Origin of the sequence: Alkalibaculum sporogenes, from assembly GCF_009362815.1 — a bacterium.
In the GTDB taxonomy this organism is placed as follows: domain Bacteria; phylum Bacillota; class Clostridia; order Eubacteriales; family Alkalibacteraceae; genus Alkalibaculum_A; species Alkalibaculum_A sporogenes.
The window spans coordinates 18,468-43,042 of the sequence record NZ_WHNX01000007.1 but is presented as its reverse complement, the minus strand read 5'-3'; the positions used below and the strand labels follow the sequence as shown (position 1 = coordinate 43,042).

The window sequence follows — 24,575 nt, the reverse complement described above, 5'->3', positions numbered from 1 at the left end:
TAATATATGGAAAATATTAAAATGAGGATCGAATATATACCAATTGAGTATATTAGACCGAACCCATATCAACCTAGAACAAAATTCTCAACAAGTGCTTTAGAAGAATTGACCCAATCTATTAAGGAGTATGGCGTTCTACAACCAATAAACGTTAGAAAGTTTAGTGATAACTCCTATGAGTTAATTGCGGGTGAAAGAAGACTACGAGCCTCTAAGATGGCAGGATTACTTGAGATACCAGCTCTAATTAATGAAGTAGTTGAAGTAGACTCAGCTATCATGGCTTTAATTGAAAATATTCAAAGAGAAAACTTAAATTATATAGAAGAAGCAGAAAGCTATAATCAGTTGATGACATTACATAATTTAACACAAGAACAAATTGCTAAAAAAGTAGGTAAAAATCAATCTACTGTTGCTAATAAACTTAGATTACTAAGACTACACAAAGATGTAAGAAGAGAAGTATTAGATAATAACTTATCGGAAAGACATGCACGAGCATTATTGCGACTTCCAGATGAGGTTTTGCAAAAGGAAGCCTTAGATAGCATCGTCAAAAAGAAGCTCAATGTAAAAAAATCAGAGGAATTAATTGAAAAAATAAGGGATAAAGTCTTAATCAATAATTATGAAGAAAAGATTACTAAAAATTCCAGAGCGAGAATTAAAAGCTTTATTAATATGAAAATATATTTAAATACCATAAAGAGCGCATTTAATGAAGTGCTCAAAACTGGTATTAAAGCCTCATATCAAGAAAAAGATTTAGGGGATTACATAGAAGTCAAGATAATACTCAATAAAAAATAATGATACACATATTACCTGACCTTGTTTGAAATCAAGTCAGGTATTTTTATTATTACTAATACAAGTGAATATCCAAAAGATCTATTTAGAGGTTATTACCATATAAGTCGTCCATCATTTCAATGTTTTCTATAAAATATACAAAGGATCACTTAAATATTGTTAGCCAGTGCATCATTTATTAAAGATATATGTTTCACGTGAAACATATATCTTTAATATCTATACTAGAAGTGTTAGAATAGTAGTATATTAACAAAAGGAGACTAAATATGACAAGAGTAGTTTCGGTGTTTAACCAAAAAGGTGGAGTTGGAAAAACTACTACAAATATTAATTTAAGTACATATATAAGTATATTAGGATATAAGGTATTAGTAGTTGATGCAGATCCTCAAGGAAATACTACGAGCGGTTTTGGAATACAAAAAGATAAGTTGGAAAACACTTTATATGATGGCATGGTAAATGAAGTAATATTAGAAGACATAATTTTAAAAACTGGGTATGATAATTTAGATATTGTGCCTTCTGATCCTAGTCTTGCAGGTGCAGAGGTAGAAATTAACGCACTTTCCCAAAAGGAACTAAGGCTTAAGAATTTGTTTGAGCCTATTTTAGGTAGATATGATTATATATTTATTGATTGTCCTCCATCACTGGGAATGATCTCTATAAATGCTCTGGCAGCATCCGACTCTGTTTTAATACCTATTCAGTGTGAGTATTATGCTCTTGAAGGTGTAAGTCAACTCATGAATACTGTTAATTTAGTTAAAAGAAGTCTGAACAACGACTTGGAGATAGAGGGCATTGTTCTTACAATGTTTGATGCTAGGACAAACTTATCGTTACAAGTGGTAGATGAAGTTTGCAGGTATTTTAGAGAAAAGGTCTATAAAACTATTATACCAAGAAACGTACGACTTGCTGAAGCACCAAGTCACGGTCAGACAATAGAAGAATACGACGATAAATCAAAAGGTGCACTATCGTATTTTAACCTTGCAAAGGAATTTATAGAGAAAGGAAATAGAGTCAGTGAATAAGACTAAAAAAGGATTGGGTAAAGGATTAAATGCATTGATACCAGAGGCTGCTGATAAAAACGTAGATAATAATATAGAAATAGATATTCAAGAAATCGTTCCTAATAAGAGTCAACCGAGAAAAGAATTTAATCAAGAAAAACTACAGGAGTTATCTGACTCTATAGCACAACATGGTATTATACAGCCAATTATAGTGTCTAAAATTGAGAATGGATTTCAAATTATAGCAGGTGAAAGAAGATGGAGAGCTGCTATGAAGGCAGGTATGAAGACAATACCTGTAGTAATAAAAGAAATTTCAGACAAAGAAGTAATGGAAATAGCTTTAATAGAGAACTTGCAAAGAGAAGATTTAAATGACATTGAAGAAGCTATTGCGTATAAACAACTAATGGATAAGCATGCACTGACACAAAATGAAATATCTATACGTCTTGGAAAGAGCAGAGTGGCAATAGCAAATACTTTAAGATTACTGCAGCTACCAGAAGATATAAGGCGACTAGTCATAGAAGACAAATTGACAGCAGGTCACGCTAGGGCAATTTTATCTATACCAGAAATTTTCAGAGAAAGATTTGCAGAAAGAATTATAAAAGAAAAATTATCTGTAAGAGAAACGGAAAAGAAAGCAGTACACATTAAGAATAATGGAATTGATGAAGTTAAAATAAATGAAAAAGAAATAAGGAATAGCGACTTTGTCTTAGAACTACAAGAAAAAGTTCAGAATCTATTGGGCACGAAAGTGAGTATTAAACATAAAAATTCTAAGGGGAAAATAGAGATTACATATTATAGCGATGATGATTTAGAGCGCATTATAAGGCAGTTAATAGATTAATGTTTCACGTGAAACATTAATCTGCAGCTATTTTAAAGAATAAATTGTGCTAACACATAAAAAGTTCGGAGGATAGTAATGAAAAAAAAGTGGAGTGACATAATAAAGTTTGCAGTTGTGGGGAATATTCTCCATTTAATAGTATCATACATTTATACATTTGATGAATCGAAGAGTATGGCGGTATCGGGTGCTATACTAGCCCTCACAGTAACTATATGGTTATTGACAGGATTCGCATTTGGGATAAGGCCAGATAGAAAGAATGAAGTGGAAATGATGATGTTGAGCTTAGTAAGCATATTACCTATAACTATTTACTTAATAGCTTGCCAGGTTTTAGAAGGATTAAGTAATATTAGCGAAATTCAACACTTTAGTCTTTTCTACTTCTTAGGGACACCAGTACTATTTTGGAATAAACCATTTGTTTTAATTATGAACCTATTCGGAGAAAGCAATATATACATTCAGCTAGATATTAATGTTGCAGTTGTATTTTTAATTATATTTATAGGTGGATATTTAGGTCTTGTTACTAGAAAATATATGAGTAAAAATGAATTAACTAAATAAATAAGGTATAAAAAATAATAACACCTTCATAATATCAATGGAGGTGTTATTATTGATATTAGCAATAGATAAATCACATAAAAATATATCAGAAGAGTTAATAAAAAAAGGGTATCATATTACAAGTCCAGATTCAAAAGAAAAAGTAGATGCAGTATTATATCACAGCGGATATGAAAAAGGCATTCTAGAAAATATAAATAACTCAAGCCTAATGAATTCCGCAAATACGAGTGGAGTGCTACTTATAGACATTAAGAATAAGAATGCAAAAGACGTCGATGAAATCCTTAAAAAGAGGCTATACAGCCCTTTGTTTTAAATTACGACACTTATACTAGAGAATGAAGATTAAAAGCGATAGAGGCGATTCTCGGGAGAGGTTAAAAATGAAAAAACACAACCAATACTGAAATCATAAAATATTAATAGTAATTCTTGAAGAGTTACTTACGATAAAAACAATAAAATAACTATTGCGAAATTATGGTAAAGAAGAAAAGGATCTAAGTACTTTCACCCAAAATATGATATAATATTCGAACCAGCAGATTGGTTCGCAGAAGTCATATGATTTTCCGTGCTTGCACGAGAAAAACAAATGACTTCTATGAACAAGTGCCAACGACTGAGACCGCAAAGCGGTCGAAGCAATCTGCGTAGGACAAAGCAGGATCTAAGTACAACCACCCAAAATATGATATAGTATTCGAACCAGCAGATTGGTTCGCAGAAGTCATATGATTTTCCGTGCTTGCACGAGAAAAACAAATGACTTCTATGAACAAGTGCCAACGACCGAGACCGCAAAGCGGTCGAGGTGAAATCTGCAGCAGATTGGTTCGCAGAAGTCATATGATTTTCCGTGCTTGTACGAGAAAAACAAATGACTTCTATGAACAAGTGCCAACGACTGAGACCGCAAAGCGGTCGAGGTGAAATCTGCAGCAGATTGGATGCAATTGGGAAGCTAGAGGGCGAGAAGCTGGATGAAGGACTGGAGCTTATGGTCAAAAGAGCTTATCTAACTGAAAGCTGTAAACCTCTAGTATCAAGCATATTACTTCTCACTCCTCACTTCTCAAAGGAGCAAGTGCAAACAACGGTGGCTACAGAGCTGCTGAGGAGAAATATGTAATAAAGTTAGTTTTAAGTAATATCGTTAGAATTTGTGATAATATAAAGTAGTTATAATTATGCGGGAGGATTAAGTTGATGTCTTGGATAGATGTTTCTATTGTTTTAATATTTATTGGTAGCATATTGTCAGGGTTTAGGCGAGGTTTAGTCTTAACATTAACATCATTACTGTCATTTTTTGCATCTGTATTGGTGGCAAATTTCTTTTATAGAGATCTAGCAAGATATATAATAGAAAGAACAAGTCTCTATAAAAACATGAATTCGCTGTTTTCATCAGGAATGGGAAACAGTTTATTAGGATCTGATACATGGATGAGCGGTAAAGTGGTTGATAATATACCAAGTGGAGCCCAAGGGTACATAACACAAATGGTTAATGGAAATTCATTGAACATAACTTCTGGAATGGATGATATTATTACAACAGGTTTTATACATATAATAAGTTATATAGTAATATTTATGTCTGTTAGATTAGTATTGTATATTCTAGCAAGAAGTGTGGATGCATTAGCAAAATTACCAGTATTAAACTTTTTTAATAAAGCTGGCGGAGCGTTTATTGGGATAATACAGGGAGTAGTAGTTAATTTAGTAGTTGTCACTATAATATATACTGTCGCTATGGTTGGGAGTCATGAAGGGCTAGTAAATTCATTAAACAACTCAGTAATTGCGCCCTATTTTTATATAGGGTACGTATTTTATTAATAATGTTAGAATTACAATAGGAGGAGGAATGGTATGGATTATGATTTGAACTCAGTGGTCCAAACGAAAAAAAAACATCCATGTGGCAGTGATACATGGAAAGTAATTAGGATAGGTATGGACATAAAAATACAATGCACAGGATGTGGAAGAATTGTTATGTTGTCCAGAGAGAAGTTCGAAAAACGAGTTAAAAAAATTGTAGAATAAGAGTTATACACCGTTAGAATCAAAAGTATTAATGATAGATATAAATACATAATAAAGAATTGTATAGTTGATATAAGAAAATTAATATAGATGTGTATGAAAAAAACTTGTATAATAAGAAGAGATGTGATATATTTTAATATAATGTGTTGAGCAATATTACAACATGTTTTTTTCCTTGCTCTTTTTAAAGAGCCATAGTCCAAGAGGAGGTGAATTATAATGAGAAAATATGAAACTATGTTTATACTAAACCCAGAACTAGCTATAGACACTGTAAAAGAAATAGTAGAAAAGATTAAAGCAATTATCGAAAAATCAGGTGAGATTGAATCCGTTGAAGAATGGGGAAAGAAAAAATTAGCTTATACTATAAACAATAAATACACTGAAGGATATTATGTATTAATGTACTTTAATGCTAATAATGAAGTATTGATTGATCTTGAGCATGAATTCAAGGTAAATGAAGGTTTTATACGTCACATGATATTAAGCAAAGAAGATTAATAAAGGTGGTGACCGTATGAATAAAGTAGTATTAATAGGAAGATTAACTAAAGATGCAGAGTTGAGATATACTGGACAAGGTACGGCTGTAGCCAGTTTTACTATTGCAATAAATAGAAAGTTTAAATCAAAAAATGGAGAAACTGAAACTGATTTTATACCTATAGTAGCTTGGGGTAATCAAGGTGAGAACACAGCTAAATACACTGGTAAAGGTAGTCAAGTTGCAGTGTATGGAAGAATACAAGTTAGAAACTATCAAGCAAATGACGGAACCAAAAGGTATGTTACTGAGGTTATAGCTGAAGAAGTTACTTTCTTAGGATCTAACAAGAAAGACAATAATCATCCAAATAATGATAAAGGTAATCAAGATTTTGGAGTTCCATTAGATGATTTTCATCCAATGGAAGAAGATGATGATGATCTTCCATTTTAGGATAAGGAGGAAAAGATAATGGCAAAACCATTTAGAAGAGGAAAGAAAAAAGTATGCTTTTTTTGTGAAAACAAATTGAATCATGTAGATTATAAAGATATAAAGACTCTAGGTAAGTATATTACAGAAAGAGGCAAAATACTTCCTCGAAGAGTTACTGGAAATTGTGCAAAACATCAAAGACAAGTAACGATAGCGATCAAGAGATCTAGAAGTGTTGCATTGTTACCATACACAGCAGAATAAATAAAGTTAATAGATGGTTCCTGTTAGGAACCATTTTTTATTAATGATTAAAGAATGTATATAAACGTGAACTTCAAGTTCACAGGAGTGGTGAAGACAGTGAATAGCAAAAAAATTATTAAGTTTTTTATTCCAAACCAGAACATATATTTATGGATTATAGGGATACTGGTATTGATACTTTTCAGATATAATATAATTATATCTTTAATAGGTGGTGTTATTTTTGTGTATCTAGTTTACTACAAAGCGACTACTACTTATAAAAGTGAAGAAAGATGGAAAGAAATAGTCGAAAATCTTACACTTGACATTGATGCAGCTACACAAAATATATTGCTAGACCTGCCATTTCCTCTTTTAATAATAAAAAAAGATGGAGAAGTTATATGGTATAACTCTTATTTTAGAGAAGCATGTAAAGTGGAAACCAATATTCTGTCTATGAAAATAACAGATTTATTAACCGATATAGACTTAAATGATATTAATAAAATTATTGGAAATAAAAACTCAATAAATTACTCCCTTGGTGAAAAGATTTTTAAAGTTTTTTCAAATGCTGTGGAGAGTATTAATAGTGAAGATATTCTTATGCTTTATTGGTTGGATATTACAGATTATGAGTTAATAAAACAAAACTATATATCAGAAAAACCTTTAATAGCGTATATTCAAATAGACAATTATGATGAAGTACTTCAAGATAGTAGCGAGAGTTACAGACCTCTAATTAACGCAGTAATAGATAGAAAAATTAATGCGTGGGCAAAAGAGTTGGATGCTTTCATTAAAAAATATGAAACTGATAAATATATAATGGTATTTGAACAAAAATATTTATCTCCCTTGGAGGAAAAGAGATTTAATATACTTGATATTATAAGAGAAACGCAAAGCGGAAATAAGATACCTGTTACGTTAAGTATTGGGGTAGGAAATTCTCAAAACTCACTATCTTTTATGGATAGCCAAAGATTATCAAAGTCTGCTCTAGACATTGCTCTTGCAAGAGGTGGAGATCAATGTGTAGTAAAAAAAGATGAAAAAATTTCATACTATGGTGGTAAATCTCAGGCAATAGAAAAGAGAACAAAGGTAAAGGCTAGAGTTAAAGCTCATGGTATAAAGGAATTGATACAAAATTCAGACAAAGTATATATACTAGGGCACCAGATACCAGATGTTGATTGTTTAGGCGCTGCTTTAGGAATATATAGATGTAGTAAGTTTCTAGACAAAGAAACCAATATTATTTTCAATAAGTCAAATCCATCTGTAGATATTCTATATGAAACACTGATTAAGAATAATTACAGTGATGTGTTTATTTCATCTGAAATCGCGAGTAAAAATATTACAAGCAATACATTAGTTATTGCAGTTGATGTCCATAGAAGGAGCTTCGTCGAAGACAGCAATATTTTAGATAAGGCAGAAAAAATAATAATTATTGATCACCATAGAAGAGGTTCAGATTTTATAGATGATGCGGTAATGGTATATCTAGAACCGTATGCATCTTCAACTTGTGAATTAGTATCAGAGATAATTGAGTACATGGATGAAGGCATTAAATTAGAAGAAGTAGAGGCTACTGCACTTTTAGCTGGCATATATATGGATACTAAAAACTTTTCATTTAGAACAGGTGTAAGAACTTTTGAAGCTGCTTCCTTTCTAAAAAGAAAAGGAGCAGATATAAACAAATGCAAACAGTTATTAAAAGATGATAAAGATATATTCGTCGCCAAAATAGAGGCAGTAAAAGATGCCGAAATAACTGAAGAAAATATGGCAATAGCATCAATAGACTACACATCTGATAAAATAAAACTTATAGTTGCTCAAACTGCTGATGAATTATTAAATTTACAAGGTGTTAATGCATCATTCGTAATTGCGCAAGATGATGGTGTGGCTATCATCAGTGGAAGATCCCTTGGAGATGTGAATGTTCAAGTGATCTTAGAAAAACTTGGTGGTGGTGGACACTTGAGTGTTGCAGGTGCACAACTTGAAAATGTAAGTAATGAAGAAGCAAAGATTATGCTTAAGCAAGAGATAAAAGATTATATTAGGGAAGGTGAAGATAAATGAAAGTTATTTTAAGTGAAGATGTAAAAGGTTTAGGTAAAAAAGGGGAATTAGTAAAAGCGAAAGACGGATATGCTAGAAATTTTTTGTTTCCAAAAGGTTTGGCAATAGAGGCAACAAATACAAATTTAAAAAGAAATGAAGAAGAAAACAAGGCTAAACTAGTGCAGAAGCAAAAAGAAACAGAGCAGGCAAAATTATTAGCAGAGAAGATTTCTAATACAACACTAACAATACAAGCAAAAGCAGCTGAAGATGGAAAGCTGTATGGTTCTATTACTAGTAAAGATATTTACAATTCATTAAAAACAACTCAAGGTATAGAAGTTGACAAGAGAAAGATTAATCTAGATGAACCTATTAGAAATATTGGAAGTGTAGAAGTAACAATCAAAATTCAACCAAATATATTTGGAGAATTAAAAATTAAGGTAATACCACAATAAATAGTAATATCACAAAAATTTATAGTTATTGAAATCTGACAAATAGAATAGTAGCAATTGAAAAAGGAGTAAATATTAGATGGATTTAAAGGCAAGGGTTCCACCCTATAATTTAGAAGCTGAGCAGTCAGTAATTGGGTCGATGCTATTAAGTAAAGATGCAATCCTATCAGCCACTGAGATTATCACTGATCCTATGGAATTTTATAATCCACAACACCAGGAGATATATTCTGCTATAGTAGATTTGTTTAAAGAAAACAAACCGGTAGATCTAATTACATTATCGAGCAAATTAAAAGATTCAAATACCTTAGAAAGGGTAGGAGGAGTCAACTATTTAACTGAACTAGTTAATGGTGTACCATCGTATTCTAATGTTAAACATTACTGTAATATTGTACAAGAAAAAGCACTTCTAAGGGAATTAATTAAAGCATCATCAGAAGTAATAAGTGACTGTTATGAAGCTTCAAAAGAGCCGCAAGTAGTACTTGAAAAAGCTGAAAAGAAGATATTTGATATATCGCAGAAACAATCAACAGGAGACTTTGTACATATACAACAAGCATTAGTAAACACATTAGAAAGAATTGAAGAAGTACAAAAAAATAACAGTGCTATAACTGGTGTATCAACCGGGTTTAGAGATTTAGACAATATTACTGCGGGTCTACAAAAGACGGATTTAATTTTGATTGCGGCTCGGCCTTCAATGGGTAAAACAGCATTAGCATTAAATATTGCACAAAATGCAGCAGTAAAAGGAAAGAATTCTGTTGCAGTATTTAGCCTTGAAATGTCAAAAGAGCTGTTGACACAGAGGATGCTATGTTGTGAAGCACATATAGACAGTCAAAAACTTAGGACAGGTAATTTAGATGAAAAAGATTGGCAAAAATTAGCATATGCAAGTTCAATACTTTCAAAGAGCAATATATTTATAGATGATACAGCAGGTGTCACGGTAATGGAAATGCGCTCGAAATGTCGAAGACTTAAATTAGAGCATGGTCTAGATATGATACTAATAGATTATTTGCAACTAATGGAGGGTTCTAAAAAAACTGATAATAGACAACAAGAAATATCTGAAATATCCAGATCATTAAAAGCGCTAGCAAGAGAAATGAATTGTCCAGTAGTTGCTCTTTCCCAGCTGAGTAGAGCACCAGATGCAAGAGCAGACCACAAACCAATACTTTCTGACTTAAGAGAGTCTGGAGCTATTGAGCAGGATGCTGATGTAGTTATGCTTTTGTTTAGAAATTATTATTATTCAAAAGATCCTGTGGATATGAGAATGGCAGAATTAAATATAGCTAAACAAAGAAATGGATCTACAAGGACAATTGAGTTAGCATGGTTAGAAGAATTTACTCAATTTGCAGATTATGATAATGCGCATTAGAAATCATAGTTTTCTAAATACATGGTACATATATTAATAATGTTATGTAGTTTAATAAGACAAGTTAATAAATTTTATAATATTTTATAAGCTTGAAATCATGTAAAGCGCAAAAGACCTTGTAAATTATAAAAAAGTCTTTTGCGTTTTTATTTGATATAATAGTACAAGACTGTTAATAATAATCTTGAATAAAGGCAATATATCTGTTATAATTTACAACTGTTAATATATGGGGGGAAAAAGATGGCAAAAACATTAGTAATAGTAGAATCTCCAGCAAAAGCAAAGACAATAAATAAGTATTTGCCAAGAGGCTACAATGTTGAAGCAACAATGGGACATGTTAGAGATCTGCCAAAGAGTAAATTAGGAATAGACATAGATAATAACTTCGAACCCTCTTATGTAACTATCAGAGGCAAAGGAGATATATTAAAAAAGATTAAGAGTGAATCTAATTCCGCTGATAAAATTTTACTTGCTACTGACCCTGATAGAGAGGGAGAAGCAATCTCATGGCACATAGCAAAGTACTTAAAGTTAGATGAAAATGAAATCTATAGAATAGAATTTCATGAAATTACTAAAGAAGCTATAAAAAATGCTATTAACAATAAAAGAAAAATAGATATGAATTTAGTAAATTCGCAACAAGCGCGAAGGATATTAGACAGATTAGTAGGGTATAGTATTAGCCCTCTTTTATGGAAAAAAGTTAGAAAAGGTTTAAGTGCAGGTAGAGTCCAATCGGTAGCAACTCGGATTATCGTAGATAGAGAAAAAGAAATTATGGACTTTGTAAGTGAAGAGTATTGGATTTTGTCTTTAAAACTTACTAAAGATGGAGAAAGTGAAGAGTTTGAAGCAAAATTTTATGGTATTGATAATAAAAAAGTAGAAATTAAGAGTAAAGAACAAATAGAAGAGATTGTCGACAATTTGAAAGATGATATATTAGTGTCAAAGATAAAAGAGAGTAAAAAAGTGAGAAAACCACCTTTTCCTTTTACCACAAGCACATTGCAACAAGAAGCTTTTAAAAAACTTAACTTTTCGACTAAAAAAACTATGAGTATTGCGCAACAATTGTATGAAGGATTAAGTATTGAAGGCCAGGGGCATGTCGGGCTTATTACGTATATGAGAACCGATTCTATAAGAATATCTGATACAGCAAAGGAAAGTTGTAAGAATTATATACTAACTCAATACGGAAAAGAGTATATTGGGAATAATTCAAAAGCGAAATTAAAGGGAAAAAATGTTCAAGACGCACATGAAGCTATTAGACCAACATCAATGGAACTTGAACCAATAAAAGTAAAAGATTCTTTAAAAAGAGATCAATATCGTCTCTATAAGTTAATTTGGAATAGACTTGTAGCAAGTCAAATGTCAGAAGCATTATATGATACACTGAGTATTGACATTACTAGTGGCAAGTATAATTTTCGTTCTTCAGGTTCTAAACAAGTATTTAAAGGTTTTTTGAAGGTGTATGATGACTCTTCAGATGAAAAAGATGAGAGTAATGATGAAAAAAATAGGATACCTAGCCTTATTAATGGTGATAAGTTAACAATAGAAAAAATCGAACAAGACCAAAAGTTTACTTCGCCACCAGCGAGGTTTTCAGAAGCATCTCTAGTTAAAATACTTGAAGAAAAGGGTATTGGTAGGCCAAGTACTTATTCTCCAACTATACAAACAATTTTAAATAGAGGATATGTAGAGGTTGAAGAAAAGAAATTTCATCCAACAGAGTTAGGCTTTTTAGTTAATGATTTAATGGAAGAATACTTTAAAGATGTTGTTGATTTAGATTTTACCGTAGATATGGAAGAGTCACTAGATAGCGTGGCAGAAGGAAATAGAGAATGGCAAGATATTATTGAAAAGTTTTATATAAATTTTGCTAAAGAACTAGAGTATGCAGAAGAAGTAATGGAAGAGATAAAAATAGAAGATCCAGTATCTGATGTTAAATGTGAAAATTGCGGAAAATTTATGGTTATAAAAACTGGAAGATACGGGAAATTCCTAGCATGTCCCGGATTTCCTGATTGTAGAAATGCAAAACCATTTTTAGAGGAATTAGGAGTAAAGTGTCCAGAGTGTGCTGATGGTGACTTAGTGGTTAGAAAAACGAAAAAAGGAAGAAATTTTTATGGGTGCAAAAATTATCCTGAATGTACCTATATGACTTGGGATAGGCCAATAGAAGAAAAGTGTCCTAAGTGTCAAGGTCTTCTTTTGCAAAAGGGATTTGGTAATAGAAAAAAAATATATTGTCCCGACGAAGAATGCGGATATACACAAAAGTAGCACCCTCATGGGTGCTGCTTTTACGAGTAGTTTTAATACATCAAGCTAATACTTATAGGTATAGTACATTAGAGTTATCATACTTATAATAAAATCAAACTAAAGGCCAATTATAAAAAAAATGGCTACATTCACGAACATTTTTAATACTAAAAAGAAAAATGTTCGCATAGAGTGTTGCTATTAATCAAATTATCTGATAATATAACTAGTGTATGTTTAAATGGGACTATTGTTTAAGTGAAGATTGTAGTAGTTATTAGTATCTACAGGAAGACAGATATAGAGGTGGTAAAACAATGGAGAGATATGATGTTATAATCGTTGGCGCAGGACCGGCTGGAATATTTTGCGCTATGGAATTAATGGATAAAAATAAAGATTTGAAGGTACTTATGTTTGAAAAAGGAAACTCTATAGAAAAGAGGATTTGTCCTAAAAGAAAGACCAGAAAATGCATTGAATGTAAACCCTGTAATATAACAACAGGATTTGCTGGGGCAGGTGCTTATTCTGACGGTAAATTATCTTTATCTCCTGATGTAGGAGGTGAGTTACCAGCTTATATAGGGTATGAAGAGACAAAGGAACTCATTGATTATGTTGATAATATCTACCTAAGCTTTGGTGCAGATACTAAAATTTACGGTATAGAAAATGAAAATGAAGTAGAAAACATTAGAAAAAAAGCAATACAGAGCAACCTGAAACTTATCGAGTGCCCGGTAAGACACATGGGAACTGAGGTAGGCTATAATATATATAGCAGTTTACAGCAAACTCTTATTGACAAAGGAGTAACTATCAAATTTAGAAATCCTGTAAAAGAATTAATAATAGATGAAAACAAAGTACTTGGAGTAAAAGCAGATGATGACTACTATGCTGAAAAGATTGTTGTAGGAGTAGGGAGAGATGGATCTGAATGGTTCCATGATATTTGCAATAAATATAATGTTGATACTGTAGTCGGAAAAGTAGATATTGGTGTGAGAGTAGAATGCAGGAATGAAATTATGGAAGAAATAAATGAATCTTTGTATGAAGGAAAACTTGTCTATTATACGCCAACCTTCGATGATAAAGTGCGTACGTTTTGCTCTAACCCTGGAGGAGTTGTTGCAACAGAATATTATGATAACAACTTAGCAGTAGTAAATGGTCATAGCTATAAGGCTGATGATTTAAAAACTAACAATACGAATTTTGCATTACTAGTTTCAAAGGGTTTTACAGAGCCATTTAATTCGCCCATTGCTTATGGTAAACACATTGCAGGTCTTGGGAATATGTTATCTGGAAATAAAATCATAGTTCAAAGATATGGCGATTTTAAAAGAGGAAGAAGAACAACAATGGAAAGACTATACCGAAATAATATCCAACCTACGTTACAAGATGCAGTTCCAGGTGACTTATGTTTGGTATTACCATATAGAATATTAAAAGATATTGAAGAAATGCTAACAGCCCTTGACAATGTAAGCCCAGGTCTTGTTAGCGATGAAACATTATTATATGGCGTAGAAGTTAAATTTTATTCAAATCAGGTTAAAGTAGATGAAACATTTCAAACAAATATTCAAAATATGTATGTATTAGGTGATGGAGCGGGAATAACAAGGGGATTGATGCAAGCTTCAGCAAATGGAGTTTACGTAGCTAGAAAAATAGCAGGTAGTGTTGAATAAGGAGGCATTTATATGAGTAGTTTAGTTATTGTTGGAGCCCAATGGGGAGACGAAGGAAAAGGTAAAATCACAGATTATTTAGCACAACAAGCAGAAGTTGTAGTTAGATATGCAGGAGGAAATAATGCAGGTCATACTGTAGAAGTTGATGATAAAACTTATAAACTTCATTTAATTCCGTCAGGTATAATAAATAAAGGGAAGCCGTGTTTAATTGGTAATGGAGTAGTTATTGATCCAAAAGCCTTATTAGATGAGATAGATTATTTAGAAAACAATAAAATTGATACGAGTAACCTCCGTATAAGCGATAGAGCCCATGTGATTATGCCATATCATAAAATACTAGATCAACTTTCTGAAGAAAATCTTGGAGATAATAAACTAGGAACAACAAAAAAAGGTATTGGACCAGCTTATATGGATAAAACGGAGAGAACCGGTATTAGAATTACGGATCTTATGAGTGAAAAGAAGTTTGCAGAAAAATTAAGAACTAATCTTAAGGAAAAAAATAAAGTATTAAAATTGATCTATAATAGTAAAGAATTAAAGTATGAAGATATTTTAGAAGAATACCTGGTTTATGCCAAGAGTTTAAAAAAATACGTAACAGATACTACAGTGGATGTATACAAGTATATAAAAGAAGATAAGAAAGTGCTGTTTGAAGGAGCACAGGGAACGCTATTAGATATGGACTTAGGTACATATCCTTATGTAACATCTTCACATCCAGGTTCAGGTGGAGTGACTATAGGGGTCGGAGTAGGGCCAAGATATATAGATAATGTACTAGGAGTAGTAAAAGCGTATACTACAAGAGTAGGAGAAGGACCATTTCCTTCAGAACTATTTGATGATATGGGAGAGTATATTAGGGAAAAAGGGCATGAGTATGGGACAACTACAGGTCGTTCAAGAAGGTGTGGATGGTTTGATGCAGTAATTGTAAATTTTGCTGTTCGAGTAAATGGTCTTACTTCTTTGGCACTTACTAAATTAGATACATTAGCTGGAATTGAAACTCTAAAAATTTGTACTGGTTATGAGTATAATGGAAATATTATAACAGATTTTCCTGCTGACTTAGATGAGTTAGCAAAGTATAAGCCTGTGTATATTGAATTAAAAGGGTGGAAGGAAGATATAACTAGGTGTAAAACTTATGATGAATTACCAGAGACTACTAAAACATATATAAAAGTAATAGAAGAGTTAACAGGTACTCCTACATCGATTATATCTATAGGTCCAAATAGAAAAGAAACAATTTTTGTAAAGGAATTGTTCTGAGGAAAAAAATATATTAGAATATTAGAGGTCGCTTTTAACAGCGACCCTTTTATATAATATATTAATGAAAGTATAAGAAAGGAATTTGAGATATGGATGAACAGGGACGATGCTACTTGGTAGCCACACCTATAGGAAATCTTGAAGACATAACTTATAGAGCAATACGTATTCTACAAGAAGTTGATATCGTCGCTTGTGAGGATACGAGAAATACTGTGAAACTATTGAATCATTATGATATAAAGGCAAAGCTAATGAGTTTTCATCAACATAACGAACAAATGAGATCCGACTACTTTTGTGAGTTAATCAAAGAGGGTAAAAAAATCGCCATTGTTTCAGATGCGGGAATGCCTGGCATATCAGATCCTGGTACAACGATGGTACAAAAATGCATACAAAATGAAATTATTGTTGAAGTAATACCCGGTCCAAGTGCAGCTATAAGCGCATTGGTTATTTCTGGACTAGATACATCTGATTTCTATTTTGCTGGATTTTTATCCATGAATAAGAAAAGAAGAAAAGAACAATTTGAAGGCTTACGTTTTTTAGAATCTACGATTATATTGTATGAAGCTCCGCATAAAATTAGAAATACGCTTTTAGATATAAAAGAAAACCTAGGTGAAAAAAATATAGCGATTGCAAGGGAAATGACGAAAATCCACGAGGAGATTTTTAGAGGAAGTATTTCCCGGGCAATAGACCATTTTCAACAAAAAAATCCTAGAGGTGAGTTTGTAATCGTAATTGAAGGTCATAAGAAGACTATTTCAGAAGAGCTGGAATGGGAAAATATTAGTATAGAAGAACACCTCGCCTATTATTTGAACCAGAATATAGAACGAAAAGAAACAGTGAAATTAATAGCAAAAGATAGAGGAGTACCTAAACGAGAAATATACGAGCAAATAATGAAGAAATAGACTAAAATAATCCTTTCGCCAGTTGTTGTAGAAATCCAACAACTATTTGCTTATCTACTGGGATAAACCACAATAAACACGCCTACGAAAAGTTCCTTTTCTCTTGGCTCATTGTCTTCACGATAAAAAAAAGAACTTCTTTCGAAGTTCTTACTTTTTTAATTCTTCCATGCAATCTGGACAAATATTTTTACCTTTATAATTATGTACATCTTTTGCATTACTACAGAATATACAAGCAGGCTCATATTTCTTTAACACAACATAGCTACCATCAACAAATATTTCTAAAGAATCCTTAATATTTATATCTAATGTTCTTCGCAGCTCTATAGGGATAACAATCCTCCCTAACTCGTCAACTTTTCTTACTATTCCTGTAGACTTCATTTTAAAACTCTCCCCTCTTATACAATATTCGACATTGTAATTACTTTACATTATATCAAGAATACATTAAGTATTCAATCATTTATATGAAAAAAAGTGGAAAATTGTAATGCTAGTGAGATTATGTACTATTGTATAGAGACAAAAGAATAGTAAATCATTGCTAAAACTTAAATTTGATAAATAGGAGAGACCATTATGATAAATTAATAGATATCAGATTAAGGTGCAAATTAAGTTTAAGGAAGTTTAAATATCAGTCATATTTAGCGAGAATAAATATAGATTTAATAAGAGGTGATATTTTTTGATTAACAATATATGGTTCTATATGATTGTAGTCAGCATAATATTTGGATTGTTTACTGGGAATGTAAATGAAATTACAGATGGAGTAATTCAATCATCAGTTCAAGCAGTTGAACTATGCATTACTTTTGTAGGAGTTTGGGCACTCTGGTTAGGGCTAATGGAGATAGTTAAACAATCTGGGTTAATTAATACTATATCACGAATAATGTATCCCATTATTAAAAAATTATTTCCAGAGGTACCTAAAGATCATCCAGCCTTAGGCGCTATCTCATTAAATTTCTCTGCAAACATATTAGGATTAGGCAACGCTGCAACTCCATTCGGTCTCAAGGTAATGAAAGAATTGCAAAGTATAAATAGAGATAAAGGAGTTGCATCGGATGCCATGTGTATGTTCCTAGTAATAAACACATCTTCAATACAGTTAATCCCTACTACTGTAATAGCATTAAGAGCTTCAATGGGATCAGTTGAGCCGGCAGCTATCGTCTTATCATCTATTATAACTACATGTATATCAACTTTTGTAGGAGTAGGGGCAACAATTATTATTAGAAGAAAGGAAGAAGCAAAAGGAAGGAGAAAATCATATGGTTAATTACTTATCCAATATGGTAATACCTATTATAATACTTAGCATACTATTGTATGGTAAAAAAAAGAAAGTGAATATGTATGATGTTTTTGCAATAGGTGCAAAGGAAAGCATTAACACTGCCCTATCAGTATTTCCTTACTTAATTACCATGTTAATAGCTATTAGCATATTTAGAAGTTCAGGTTTATTAGAATTTATAATATCTATACTTTCGCCGATATTGGATTTTGTAAACATACCCAAAGAAGTATTTCCCCTAGGTATTATGCGACCTATATCTGGATCAGGGAGTACAGCCATGTTAACAGATATCTTAATTAACCATCATCCAGATAGTTTGATAGGGAAGATGGCGTCAACGATGATGGGATCAACAGAAACAACGTTTTATGTAGTGGCACTTTACTTAGGGTCTATTGGTATAAAAAGATACAAGTACACAGTTAAAGCGGCATTATTAGCGGATACAGCAGGGTTTATTTCTTCAATTATCGTTTGTTATATATTATTTTCATAAATTCACTTGAATTATAGGTATAAAAAGGTATAATACTAATTATAATATAAAGAAAAGTAATGATGGGAAGAGTATATTAATATAAGATATATAGAGAGTCAGGTTTGGTGAAAACTGATTATTTAATATTAATAGAATATGGCCCCTGAACTGTATATGTGAGAAACTTGTTTTTAAGCATGTACCGCTGTTAGGCGTTAAAAGAATGTGAAAAGCACAGAAGATGCAATACAAACTAAGTATTGTGAAATAAGGTGGTACCGCGGATATTCCTTCGCCCTTAACAGGGGAGGATTTTTTTTTGCGTGATAATAATGAGCCAAGCGAAAACTTGTTTTCGATAGGATTCTAATCCTAAGAAAGTCAAATAGCTTGCTAATTTGACTTTCTTAGGATTAGAATCCGTAAATGAAAGCTAGCTTTCATTTGGCGAATGTCCGCGAACTTGGAATCGCTTGTCGATTACAAGGTGAAGGAAAGTGAGCATAAACCTAAGAAAGTCAAATAGCTTGCTAATTTGACTAGGTTAGGATTAGAATCCGTAAATGAAAGCTAGCTTTCATTTGGCGAATGTCACGACAGCAGAATCGACGCAGGAGATTCTAAAGTGTAGATATGTACAAACGGCGTGCCGATTTGTCTGAGAAATCTCATGTCTACGCAAATAATAGCTTGGCGAATGTCCGCTACCTTATGTATTAGTCTTAGAATAGGAAATAATATAGATTCAAGGAGGAAGTCATGAAAAAGAGTTACTATATTTCAACACCAATCTACTATCCAAGTGATAAATTACACATAGGGCATACTTATACGACTGTAGCCGCGGATACAATGAGCCGATATAAAAAGCTTATGGGTTACGATGTGTTTTTTTTAACAGGTACTGATGAACATGGTCAAAAGATTGAAGAAAAAGCAAATGAAAAAGGTGTCACTCCAAAAGAATACGTAGATTGTATAGTAAAGGATATTAAAGAATTGTGGGACATAATGGATATTAAATACGATCATTTTGTTAGAACTACAGATGACTATCATGAAGAATCAGTCAAAAAAATATTTAATACCCTATATAATAAAGGCGACATATATAAGTCTCATTACGAAGGTTGGTATTGCACACCATGTGAGGCATTTTGGACAGAATCTCAACTAGTAGATAATAAGTGTCCAGATTGCGGTAGAGAAGTTAGGCAAGAAAAGGAAGAAGCTTACTTTTTTAAGATGAGCAAATATGCGGATAGATTAATAAAACATATACAGGATAACAAGGACTTTATAAAACCAGATTCTAGAAAAAATGAGATGTTAAATAATTTTCTTTTGCCTGGATTGCAAGACTTATGTGTGTCGCGTACGTCGTTTGATTGGGGGATACCTGTTGAATTTGATAAGGGTCATGTTGTGTATGTTTGGATAGATGCACTATCAAATTACATTACTGCTTTAGGGTACTTAAATAAAAATCCTCAGTTAATGGAAAAATTTTGGCCAGCAGATGTACATTTGATCGGAAAAGACATATTAAGATTCCATACTATATACTGGCCGATTATGCTAATGGCTTTAGATCTACCACTACCCAAGCAAATTTTTGGTCACGGATGGATTTTATTAAAAGGTGGAAAAATGTCCAAATCCAAAGGGAATGTTATTGATCCTGTATTACTAGTAGAAAAATATGGCGTTGATGCCTTAAGGTATTATGTATTAAGAGAAATGCCATTTGGGTCGGATGGTGTATATAATGAAGATGCCCTCATTAATCGTACTAATTCTGATTTAGCAAATGATTTAGGAAACTTACTGAGTAGAACCGTTAGTATGACAGAGAAATACTTTAATGGAATAATACCAACTTTGAAAGAAAAAGATCCCCTTGACGACGAAATAAGAGAGTTAGCCATTGTTACTACTAGAGAAGTAGAAAAATACATGGAGAAACTTGAATTTAGTAACGCATTATCTAGCATTTGGAAATTAATAGCTAAATCAAATAAGTATATTGATGAAACTACACCTTGGATACTAGGAAAAGATATACAGAATCATCCAAGACTTGGTCAGGTACTATACAATTTGACAGAAGTGCTAAGAATTGTTGGCGTACTGATCTATCCTTTTATGCCTTCTACATCTTGTAAGCTATTAAAACAAATCAATGTATCTGGAAATTATATTACGTGGGAAAGTATTTTATCTTTTGGTAATTATCCTGATGGAGTAAAAGTGACTAAGGGAGATCAACTTTTCCCTAGAATAGATATATCTATAGAAGAAATAAAAAAACAAGAAATAGTTAAAGAGAAAAAGGTAGAAAAAAACAAAAAGACTGAATCAAAAAAAGAAATTACTATAGACGATATTGATAAAATTGATTTAAGAATAGGAATTATTGTTTCAGCAGATGCACATCCGAATGCAGATAAACTTTTAGTACTTAAAATAAATGTAGGGACTGAAATAAGACAAATTGTTTCTGGGATAGCTAAGTTCTACAGTTGTGAGAAATTAATTGGTAAAAAAGTCGTAGTTATATGCAATCTAAAACCAGTGAATCTAAGAGGAATAGAATCGGAAGGCATGATTCTCGCTGCTAGTAATAAAAATGAGTTGAATTTGATTACTACAGATGGAGATATAGAACCAGGAAACATAGTTAGCTAAGAGTTGACAATAGCAAGCCAAGACGAAAGTGTCCATGCCAGATGGAAAGCATATAATATAATGTGTGATTTTAAAGACAGTATGTTAAAGTAAATCTACTAGTACGACTGTCTTAAAATTGCACTAAATATTATTGTGAAATTGAAGAGCTAATATACTACTGTAATTAAATTAATATATACATTGACTTTCAATTAGCTTATCAAGTATAATGAAAAAAACATTTAACATTTGGTAAAAATATGTTAAATAAAGTATAGGGACACCTTATATAATTACTAGGAGGATGGCAAATGGATACAACAAGTATAAAAATGATAAATCAAGATTATTTTTATAGCTTTAGCTGGGGTTATTATTATAACGCTGGTAAATTTGTCGTACAAAAAAATAGATGTGTTATAAATCTAAAAATGGAGTAGTCCCATACAAATATGTTGTATTTTGTAAGACTCGATAGAGTCTTTTTTTTTATACTTTATAAGTTTGACCTGCTTGGTTCGCGTCCAAACTTTAATACAAACTTGAATAAGTATCTAAGATACTATTCTTAAAATCTGAAGGAGGAATAGAAATGATTATTGTTGTAAGAGCTGATGCTGAAGAAAGAGATATTAAAAGATTACTAAATTTGATAGAAAAGTCGGGGTTGCAGGTAAATTACTCCAAGGGTTTAGATAATCTTATACTTGGGCTAATTGGAGATACAAGAACACTTGACGTAAGTTCAATTGAGTCTCATGAAATAGTAAAAAAGGTATTGCGTGTTCAAGAACCATATAAAAAAGCAAATAGACTTTTTCATCCAGACAATACAGTGATAGATGTAAACAAAAATCTTATTGGAGGCAGCAACTTTGGAGTTATTGCAGGACCATGCTCTGTAGAAAGTGAAGAGCAGATTATTAGTATAGCCCGTGATGTAAAAAAATCGGGAGCTAAATTTTTAAGGGGAGGAGCATTTAAGCCTAGAACTTCGCCATACAGTTTTCAAGGCTTAGGGTTAGATGGACTAAACTTACTAAAGATTGCGAGGAAAGAAACTGGCCTACCTATAGTATCAGAGATTATGTCAACGGAAATGATTCAAGCTTTTAATGACGATGTAGATATAATACAAGTCGGTGCAAGAAATATGCAAAACTTTATATTATTAAGAGAATTAGGCAAATTAAAAAAACCTATACTATTAAAGAGAGGTTTATCAGCGACAATAGAAGAGCTGTTAATGTCAGCAGAGTATATAATGAAGGAAGGAAATGAAAATGTAATTTTATGTGAAAGAGGAATTAGAACTTTCGAGAATATGACGAGAAATACTTTAGATCTAAGCGCAATACCAATTTTAAAGAAAAAGAGTCATCTACCAGTTATAGTAGATCCTAGTCATGCAACTGGTCTATGGTGGTTAGTAGAACCAATGGCAAAAGCTTCAATAGCTGCAGGTGCAGATGGGCTAATCATAGAGGTGCATAATTCACCAGAGGATGCGCTATGTGACGGGCAACAATCATTAAAACCAACTGTTTTTGACGATTTAATGTATAAGTTAAGAAGCTATGCTCAGATCGAAGGAAAGGTAATATAACAAAATGGATAATAGTGATTTCAAAGGTAAAAATATTTTAATTGTAGGACTAGGACTGATGGGATGCTCGTTTGCTGATGCATTTAGAGATCTATATCCTCAAAAAATATATGGATTCGATATAAATAAAGAAATAACAAATTATGCTCAACAAAAAGGATTGATAGATGAAGGTTTAACAAAAATAAATTCCGCTATTTTAGGGGAATGTGATTTTGTTATGATATGCTTGTATCTAGATGATGCAGTTCAATTCATTTGCAAAAACATGGATGGTTTTAAGAAAGGATGTATTATTACAGATATAGTTGGAGTTAAGAGAAAAATAGTATCATCTGTTCAGGAAGTATTAAGAGATGATATTGACTATATACCAGGGCATCCTATGGCAGGTAAGGAAAGGCAAGGATTTGGATATGCAGATAAGAAAATATTCAAAGGTAAAAACTATATATTGACGCCTACGAAATTTAACAAAAGTGATAATGTCGACTATTTAGAGAAAATAATTAAAGCTATAGGGTTTGAAAATGTCGTATATACTGATCCAGAAAAGCATGATGAGAAAATTGCATTTACAAGCCAACTTTGCCATGTAATAGCTTCTTCTATGGTAGATATAAATGTTGACGATGATATTTCAAATTACGAGGGTGGAAGCTTTCAAGATATGACACGTATAGCAATGATAAATTCTAAGATGTGGAGCGAATTATTTATTGCTAATAAAGACAAACTAGTAAATGTATTAGATAATTTTCTAACAAGCATTGAATCATTTAAGATGTTAATTGAAAAAGAAGATCCAAAATTGATCGACAAATTAGATATCATTAAGAAGAGTAGAGAGTCTTTATAGATTGATCATATTTTGGTAGAGATGGTGCTAAGTATCCTGTTGGATGCAATAAATATCAATTATTTATTGTATCTAAGAGGATTTTGATCTATCGCGAAGAATTAAGCCAAATGTTCCTACAGTCCGATTAGGTAGAAAATTTGAAAAGGATGATTACATGCCTACACTTAAATTAGAAGATAAAGAAATAAATTATAAAATAAAAAAAAATAAAGTAGTTCAACTAAGGCTACAATATGGAAATTTATTGGTTAAGGCGCCTAAAAATCTTCCCCAGGAAGAAATAGAAAAAGTACTAGTAGATAATAAATCTTGGATAGAAAAGAGATTTGATGGAATAGATTCATACATACTAGGTGGTGAGATAATTTATCTTGGAAATAATTATCCATTGGAGACAATTATAACGGCAGTAGAGATACCTTATCTATCTAAGGAAAAAGACTATTTTTCACTATACACAAATAGTGAAAACTCAAAAATTGTAAAAATAGCAATTGATGAATGGTTAAAGAATCAGACGAAAAAAATTATTGTCGAAAAAATAACAAAATATAAGAAAATAATAAATGTACAACCAAAAGAAATTTATATCGAAAAACTGTTTTATCGATGGGGAAGTTGTTCAAACTTTGGCAATATGAAATTTAATTTAAGGTGTGCAATGCTACCGGATGAGATAATAGATTATGTGGTGGTTCATGAACTATGCCATCTTATACAACTAAATCATTCTAAAAGCTTTTGGCTAGAAGTTAAGAAAATAATGCCTGACTATGAACGTAGGCAAAATTGGTTAAACGAAGAAGGCAATAAACTTATTATATAAAATTAAACAGAGCATCTTAAGTATGATTAAGAGGTGTCTTTACTATAGATTTAATATTAAA

The 24,575-nt window shown here is 31.9% G+C and carries 26 protein-coding genes and 1 other annotated feature; of the genes, 25 read left to right on the top strand and 1 reads right to left on the bottom strand.

Going from position 1 to position 24,575, the window contains the following annotated elements:
- Nucleotides 1–6 precede the first annotated feature (6 nt).
- The 18 genes from noc (at nt 7) to rsmI (ending at nt 16,748) form a co-directional block, all read left to right on the top strand.
- On the top strand, nt 7–816 hold the full coding sequence (noc, locus tag GC105_RS05860; RefSeq protein WP_152802680.1) for a nucleoid occlusion protein: 810 nt from the start codon (nt 7–9) through the stop codon (nt 814–816).
- Nucleotides 817–1,088: 272 nt separating this feature from the next.
- Complete coding sequence (locus GC105_RS05855; protein ID WP_152802678.1) at nt 1,089–1,865, top strand: ParA family protein; 777 nt, start codon at nt 1,089–1,091, stop codon at nt 1,863–1,865.
- Nucleotides 1,858–2,712, top strand: a complete 855-nt coding sequence (locus GC105_RS05850; RefSeq protein WP_343029967.1) for a ParB/RepB/Spo0J family partition protein — start codon at nt 1,858–1,860, stop codon at nt 2,710–2,712. The genes GC105_RS05855 and GC105_RS05850 overlap by 8 nt, the downstream gene beginning before the upstream one ends.
- Before the next feature lie 78 nt (nt 2,713–2,790).
- Nucleotides 2,791–3,288 (top strand): hypothetical protein, encoded by a 498-nt coding sequence (locus GC105_RS05845; protein WP_152802676.1) that lies wholly within the window; start codon nt 2,791–2,793, stop codon nt 3,286–3,288.
- 52 nt (nt 3,289–3,340) lie between these two features.
- Nucleotides 3,341–3,610, top strand: coding sequence for a YkuS family protein (locus GC105_RS05840; protein WP_193708299.1), 270 nt, complete (start codon nt 3,341–3,343; stop codon nt 3,608–3,610).
- 630 nt (nt 3,611–4,240) lie between these two features.
- Complete coding sequence (locus GC105_RS05835) at nt 4,241–4,426, top strand: hypothetical protein (RefSeq protein WP_152802672.1); 186 nt, start codon at nt 4,241–4,243, stop codon at nt 4,424–4,426.
- A gap of 77 nt (nt 4,427–4,503) precedes the next feature.
- The gene (locus tag GC105_RS05830) at nt 4,504–5,142 is read left to right on the top strand and encodes a CvpA family protein (protein WP_152802670.1); all 639 of its coding nucleotides are present in this window, start codon (nt 4,504–4,506) and stop codon (nt 5,140–5,142) included.
- A 33-nt stretch (nt 5,143–5,175) separates the two neighbouring features.
- Nucleotides 5,176–5,352: a DUF951 domain-containing protein gene (locus tag GC105_RS05825; protein ID WP_152802668.1), complete on the top strand. Its 177-nt coding sequence runs from the start codon at nt 5,176–5,178 to the stop codon at nt 5,350–5,352.
- Between the two features lie 222 nt (nt 5,353–5,574).
- The gene (rpsF, locus tag GC105_RS05820) at nt 5,575–5,862 is read left to right on the top strand and encodes a 30S ribosomal protein S6 (protein ID WP_152802666.1); all 288 of its coding nucleotides are present in this window, start codon (nt 5,575–5,577) and stop codon (nt 5,860–5,862) included.
- A gap of 16 nt (nt 5,863–5,878) precedes the next feature.
- Nucleotides 5,879–6,301, top strand: a complete 423-nt coding sequence (locus tag GC105_RS05815) for a single-stranded DNA-binding protein (protein WP_152802664.1) — start codon at nt 5,879–5,881, stop codon at nt 6,299–6,301.
- An 18-nt stretch (nt 6,302–6,319) separates the two neighbouring features.
- A complete protein-coding gene (rpsR, locus tag GC105_RS05810; protein ID WP_152802662.1) occupies nt 6,320–6,547 on the top strand; it encodes a 30S ribosomal protein S18 in 228 nt (75 codons plus the stop codon).
- A gap of 99 nt (nt 6,548–6,646) precedes the next feature.
- Nucleotides 6,647–8,647, top strand: a complete 2,001-nt coding sequence (locus GC105_RS17575; protein WP_193708298.1) for a GGDEF domain-containing protein — start codon at nt 6,647–6,649, stop codon at nt 8,645–8,647.
- Entirely contained in the window at nt 8,644–9,090 is a 447-nt protein-coding gene (gene rplI, locus GC105_RS05800; RefSeq protein WP_152802658.1) for a 50S ribosomal protein L9, read from the top strand. Before GC105_RS17575 ends, rplI begins: the two co-directional genes overlap by 4 nt.
- Before the next feature lie 79 nt (nt 9,091–9,169).
- Nucleotides 9,170–10,501 carry a replicative DNA helicase gene (gene dnaB / locus GC105_RS05795; RefSeq protein ID WP_152802656.1) on the top strand — a complete coding sequence of 444 codons (1,332 nt, stop codon included), beginning with the start codon at nt 9,170–9,172 and terminating at the stop codon, nt 10,499–10,501.
- Nucleotides 10,502–10,747: 246 nt separating this feature from the next.
- Nucleotides 10,748–12,829: a type I DNA topoisomerase gene (gene topA / locus GC105_RS05790; protein WP_152802655.1), complete on the top strand. Its 2,082-nt coding sequence runs from the start codon at nt 10,748–10,750 to the stop codon at nt 12,827–12,829.
- A gap of 299 nt (nt 12,830–13,128) precedes the next feature.
- Nucleotides 13,129–14,520 carry an NAD(P)/FAD-dependent oxidoreductase gene (locus GC105_RS05785; protein WP_152802653.1) on the top strand — a complete coding sequence of 464 codons (1,392 nt, stop codon included), beginning with the start codon at nt 13,129–13,131 and terminating at the stop codon, nt 14,518–14,520.
- 12 nt (nt 14,521–14,532) lie between these two features.
- Entirely contained in the window at nt 14,533–15,816 is a 1,284-nt protein-coding gene (locus GC105_RS05780) for an adenylosuccinate synthase (RefSeq protein WP_152802651.1), read from the top strand.
- A gap of 92 nt (nt 15,817–15,908) precedes the next feature.
- On the top strand, nt 15,909–16,748 hold the full coding sequence (gene rsmI / locus GC105_RS05775) for a 16S rRNA (cytidine(1402)-2'-O)-methyltransferase (RefSeq protein ID WP_152802649.1): 840 nt from the start codon (nt 15,909–15,911) through the stop codon (nt 16,746–16,748).
- A gap of 150 nt (nt 16,749–16,898) precedes the next feature.
- Here the strand turns inward: rsmI and GC105_RS05770 are convergent, their stop codons facing one another.
- Nucleotides 16,899–17,138, bottom strand: a complete 240-nt coding sequence (locus GC105_RS05770) for an AbrB/MazE/SpoVT family DNA-binding domain-containing protein (protein ID WP_152802647.1) — start codon at nt 17,136–17,138, stop codon at nt 16,899–16,901.
- 307 nt (nt 17,139–17,445) lie between these two features.
- Between GC105_RS05770 and GC105_RS05765 the strand changes: the two genes are divergently transcribed.
- The 7 genes from GC105_RS05765 (at nt 17,446) to GC105_RS05740 (ending at nt 24,514) form a co-directional block, all read left to right on the top strand.
- Entirely contained in the window at nt 17,446–18,051 is a 606-nt protein-coding gene (locus GC105_RS05765) for a nucleoside recognition domain-containing protein (protein ID WP_152802645.1), read from the top strand.
- Nucleotides 18,044–18,568 carry a spore maturation protein gene (locus GC105_RS05760; RefSeq protein ID WP_152802643.1) on the top strand — a complete coding sequence of 175 codons (525 nt, stop codon included), beginning with the start codon at nt 18,044–18,046 and terminating at the stop codon, nt 18,566–18,568. Before GC105_RS05765 ends, GC105_RS05760 begins: the two co-directional genes overlap by 8 nt.
- Nucleotides 18,569–18,618: 50 nt before the next feature.
- Nucleotides 18,619–18,853: a binding site (T-box leader), on the top strand.
- A 456-nt stretch (nt 18,854–19,309) separates the two neighbouring features.
- The gene (gene metG, locus GC105_RS05755) at nt 19,310–21,238 is read left to right on the top strand and encodes a methionine--tRNA ligase (RefSeq protein ID WP_152802641.1); all 1,929 of its coding nucleotides are present in this window, start codon (nt 19,310–19,312) and stop codon (nt 21,236–21,238) included.
- A gap of 293 nt (nt 21,239–21,531) precedes the next feature.
- Entirely contained in the window at nt 21,532–21,660 is a 129-nt protein-coding gene (locus tag GC105_RS17450) for a hypothetical protein (protein ID WP_281350083.1), read from the top strand.
- A gap of 152 nt (nt 21,661–21,812) precedes the next feature.
- Nucleotides 21,813–22,826 carry a 3-deoxy-7-phosphoheptulonate synthase gene (aroF, locus tag GC105_RS05750; RefSeq protein ID WP_152802638.1) on the top strand — a complete coding sequence of 338 codons (1,014 nt, stop codon included), beginning with the start codon at nt 21,813–21,815 and terminating at the stop codon, nt 22,824–22,826.
- Nucleotides 22,827–22,830: 4 nt separating this feature from the next.
- Nucleotides 22,831–23,685: a prephenate dehydrogenase gene (locus GC105_RS05745; protein WP_152802636.1), complete on the top strand. Its 855-nt coding sequence runs from the start codon at nt 22,831–22,833 to the stop codon at nt 23,683–23,685.
- 157 nt (nt 23,686–23,842) lie between these two features.
- Entirely contained in the window at nt 23,843–24,514 is a 672-nt protein-coding gene (locus tag GC105_RS05740; protein WP_152802634.1) for a M48 family metallopeptidase, read from the top strand.
- The last annotated feature ends 61 nt before the right edge of the window (nt 24,515–24,575 follow it).

Coding starts and splice junctions, on each gene's coding strand:
- noc (WP_152802680.1), top strand. CDS start 7: ATGGAAAATATTAAAATGAGGATCGAATATATACCAATTGAGTATATT.
- GC105_RS05855 (WP_152802678.1), top strand. CDS start 1,089: ATGACAAGAGTAGTTTCGGTGTTTAACCAAAAAGGTGGAGTTGGAAAA.
- GC105_RS05845 (WP_152802676.1), top strand. CDS start 2,791: ATGAAAAAAAAGTGGAGTGACATAATAAAGTTTGCAGTTGTGGGGAAT.
- GC105_RS05830 (WP_152802670.1), top strand. CDS start 4,504: ATGTCTTGGATAGATGTTTCTATTGTTTTAATATTTATTGGTAGCATA.
- GC105_RS05825 (WP_152802668.1), top strand. CDS start 5,176: ATGGATTATGATTTGAACTCAGTGGTCCAAACGAAAAAAAAACATCCA.
- rpsF (WP_152802666.1), top strand. CDS start 5,575: ATGAGAAAATATGAAACTATGTTTATACTAAACCCAGAACTAGCTATA.
- GC105_RS05815 (WP_152802664.1), top strand. CDS start 5,879: ATGAATAAAGTAGTATTAATAGGAAGATTAACTAAAGATGCAGAGTTG.
- rpsR (WP_152802662.1), top strand. CDS start 6,320: ATGGCAAAACCATTTAGAAGAGGAAAGAAAAAAGTATGCTTTTTTTGT.
- rplI (WP_152802658.1), top strand. CDS start 8,644: ATGAAAGTTATTTTAAGTGAAGATGTAAAAGGTTTAGGTAAAAAAGGG.
- dnaB (WP_152802656.1), top strand. CDS start 9,170: ATGGATTTAAAGGCAAGGGTTCCACCCTATAATTTAGAAGCTGAGCAG.
- topA (WP_152802655.1), top strand. CDS start 10,748: ATGGCAAAAACATTAGTAATAGTAGAATCTCCAGCAAAAGCAAAGACA.
- GC105_RS05785 (WP_152802653.1), top strand. CDS start 13,129: ATGGAGAGATATGATGTTATAATCGTTGGCGCAGGACCGGCTGGAATA.
- GC105_RS05780 (WP_152802651.1), top strand. CDS start 14,533: ATGAGTAGTTTAGTTATTGTTGGAGCCCAATGGGGAGACGAAGGAAAA.
- rsmI (WP_152802649.1), top strand. CDS start 15,909: ATGGATGAACAGGGACGATGCTACTTGGTAGCCACACCTATAGGAAAT.
- GC105_RS05770 (WP_152802647.1), bottom strand. CDS start 17,138: ATGAAGTCTACAGGAATAGTAAGAAAAGTTGACGAGTTAGGGAGGATT.
- GC105_RS05760 (WP_152802643.1), top strand. CDS start 18,044: ATGGTTAATTACTTATCCAATATGGTAATACCTATTATAATACTTAGC.
- metG (WP_152802641.1), top strand. CDS start 19,310: ATGAAAAAGAGTTACTATATTTCAACACCAATCTACTATCCAAGTGAT.
- GC105_RS17450 (WP_281350083.1), top strand. CDS start 21,532: ATGGATACAACAAGTATAAAAATGATAAATCAAGATTATTTTTATAGC.
- aroF (WP_152802638.1), top strand. CDS start 21,813: ATGATTATTGTTGTAAGAGCTGATGCTGAAGAAAGAGATATTAAAAGA.
- GC105_RS05745 (WP_152802636.1), top strand. CDS start 22,831: ATGGATAATAGTGATTTCAAAGGTAAAAATATTTTAATTGTAGGACTA.
- GC105_RS05740 (WP_152802634.1), top strand. CDS start 23,843: ATGCCTACACTTAAATTAGAAGATAAAGAAATAAATTATAAAATAAAA.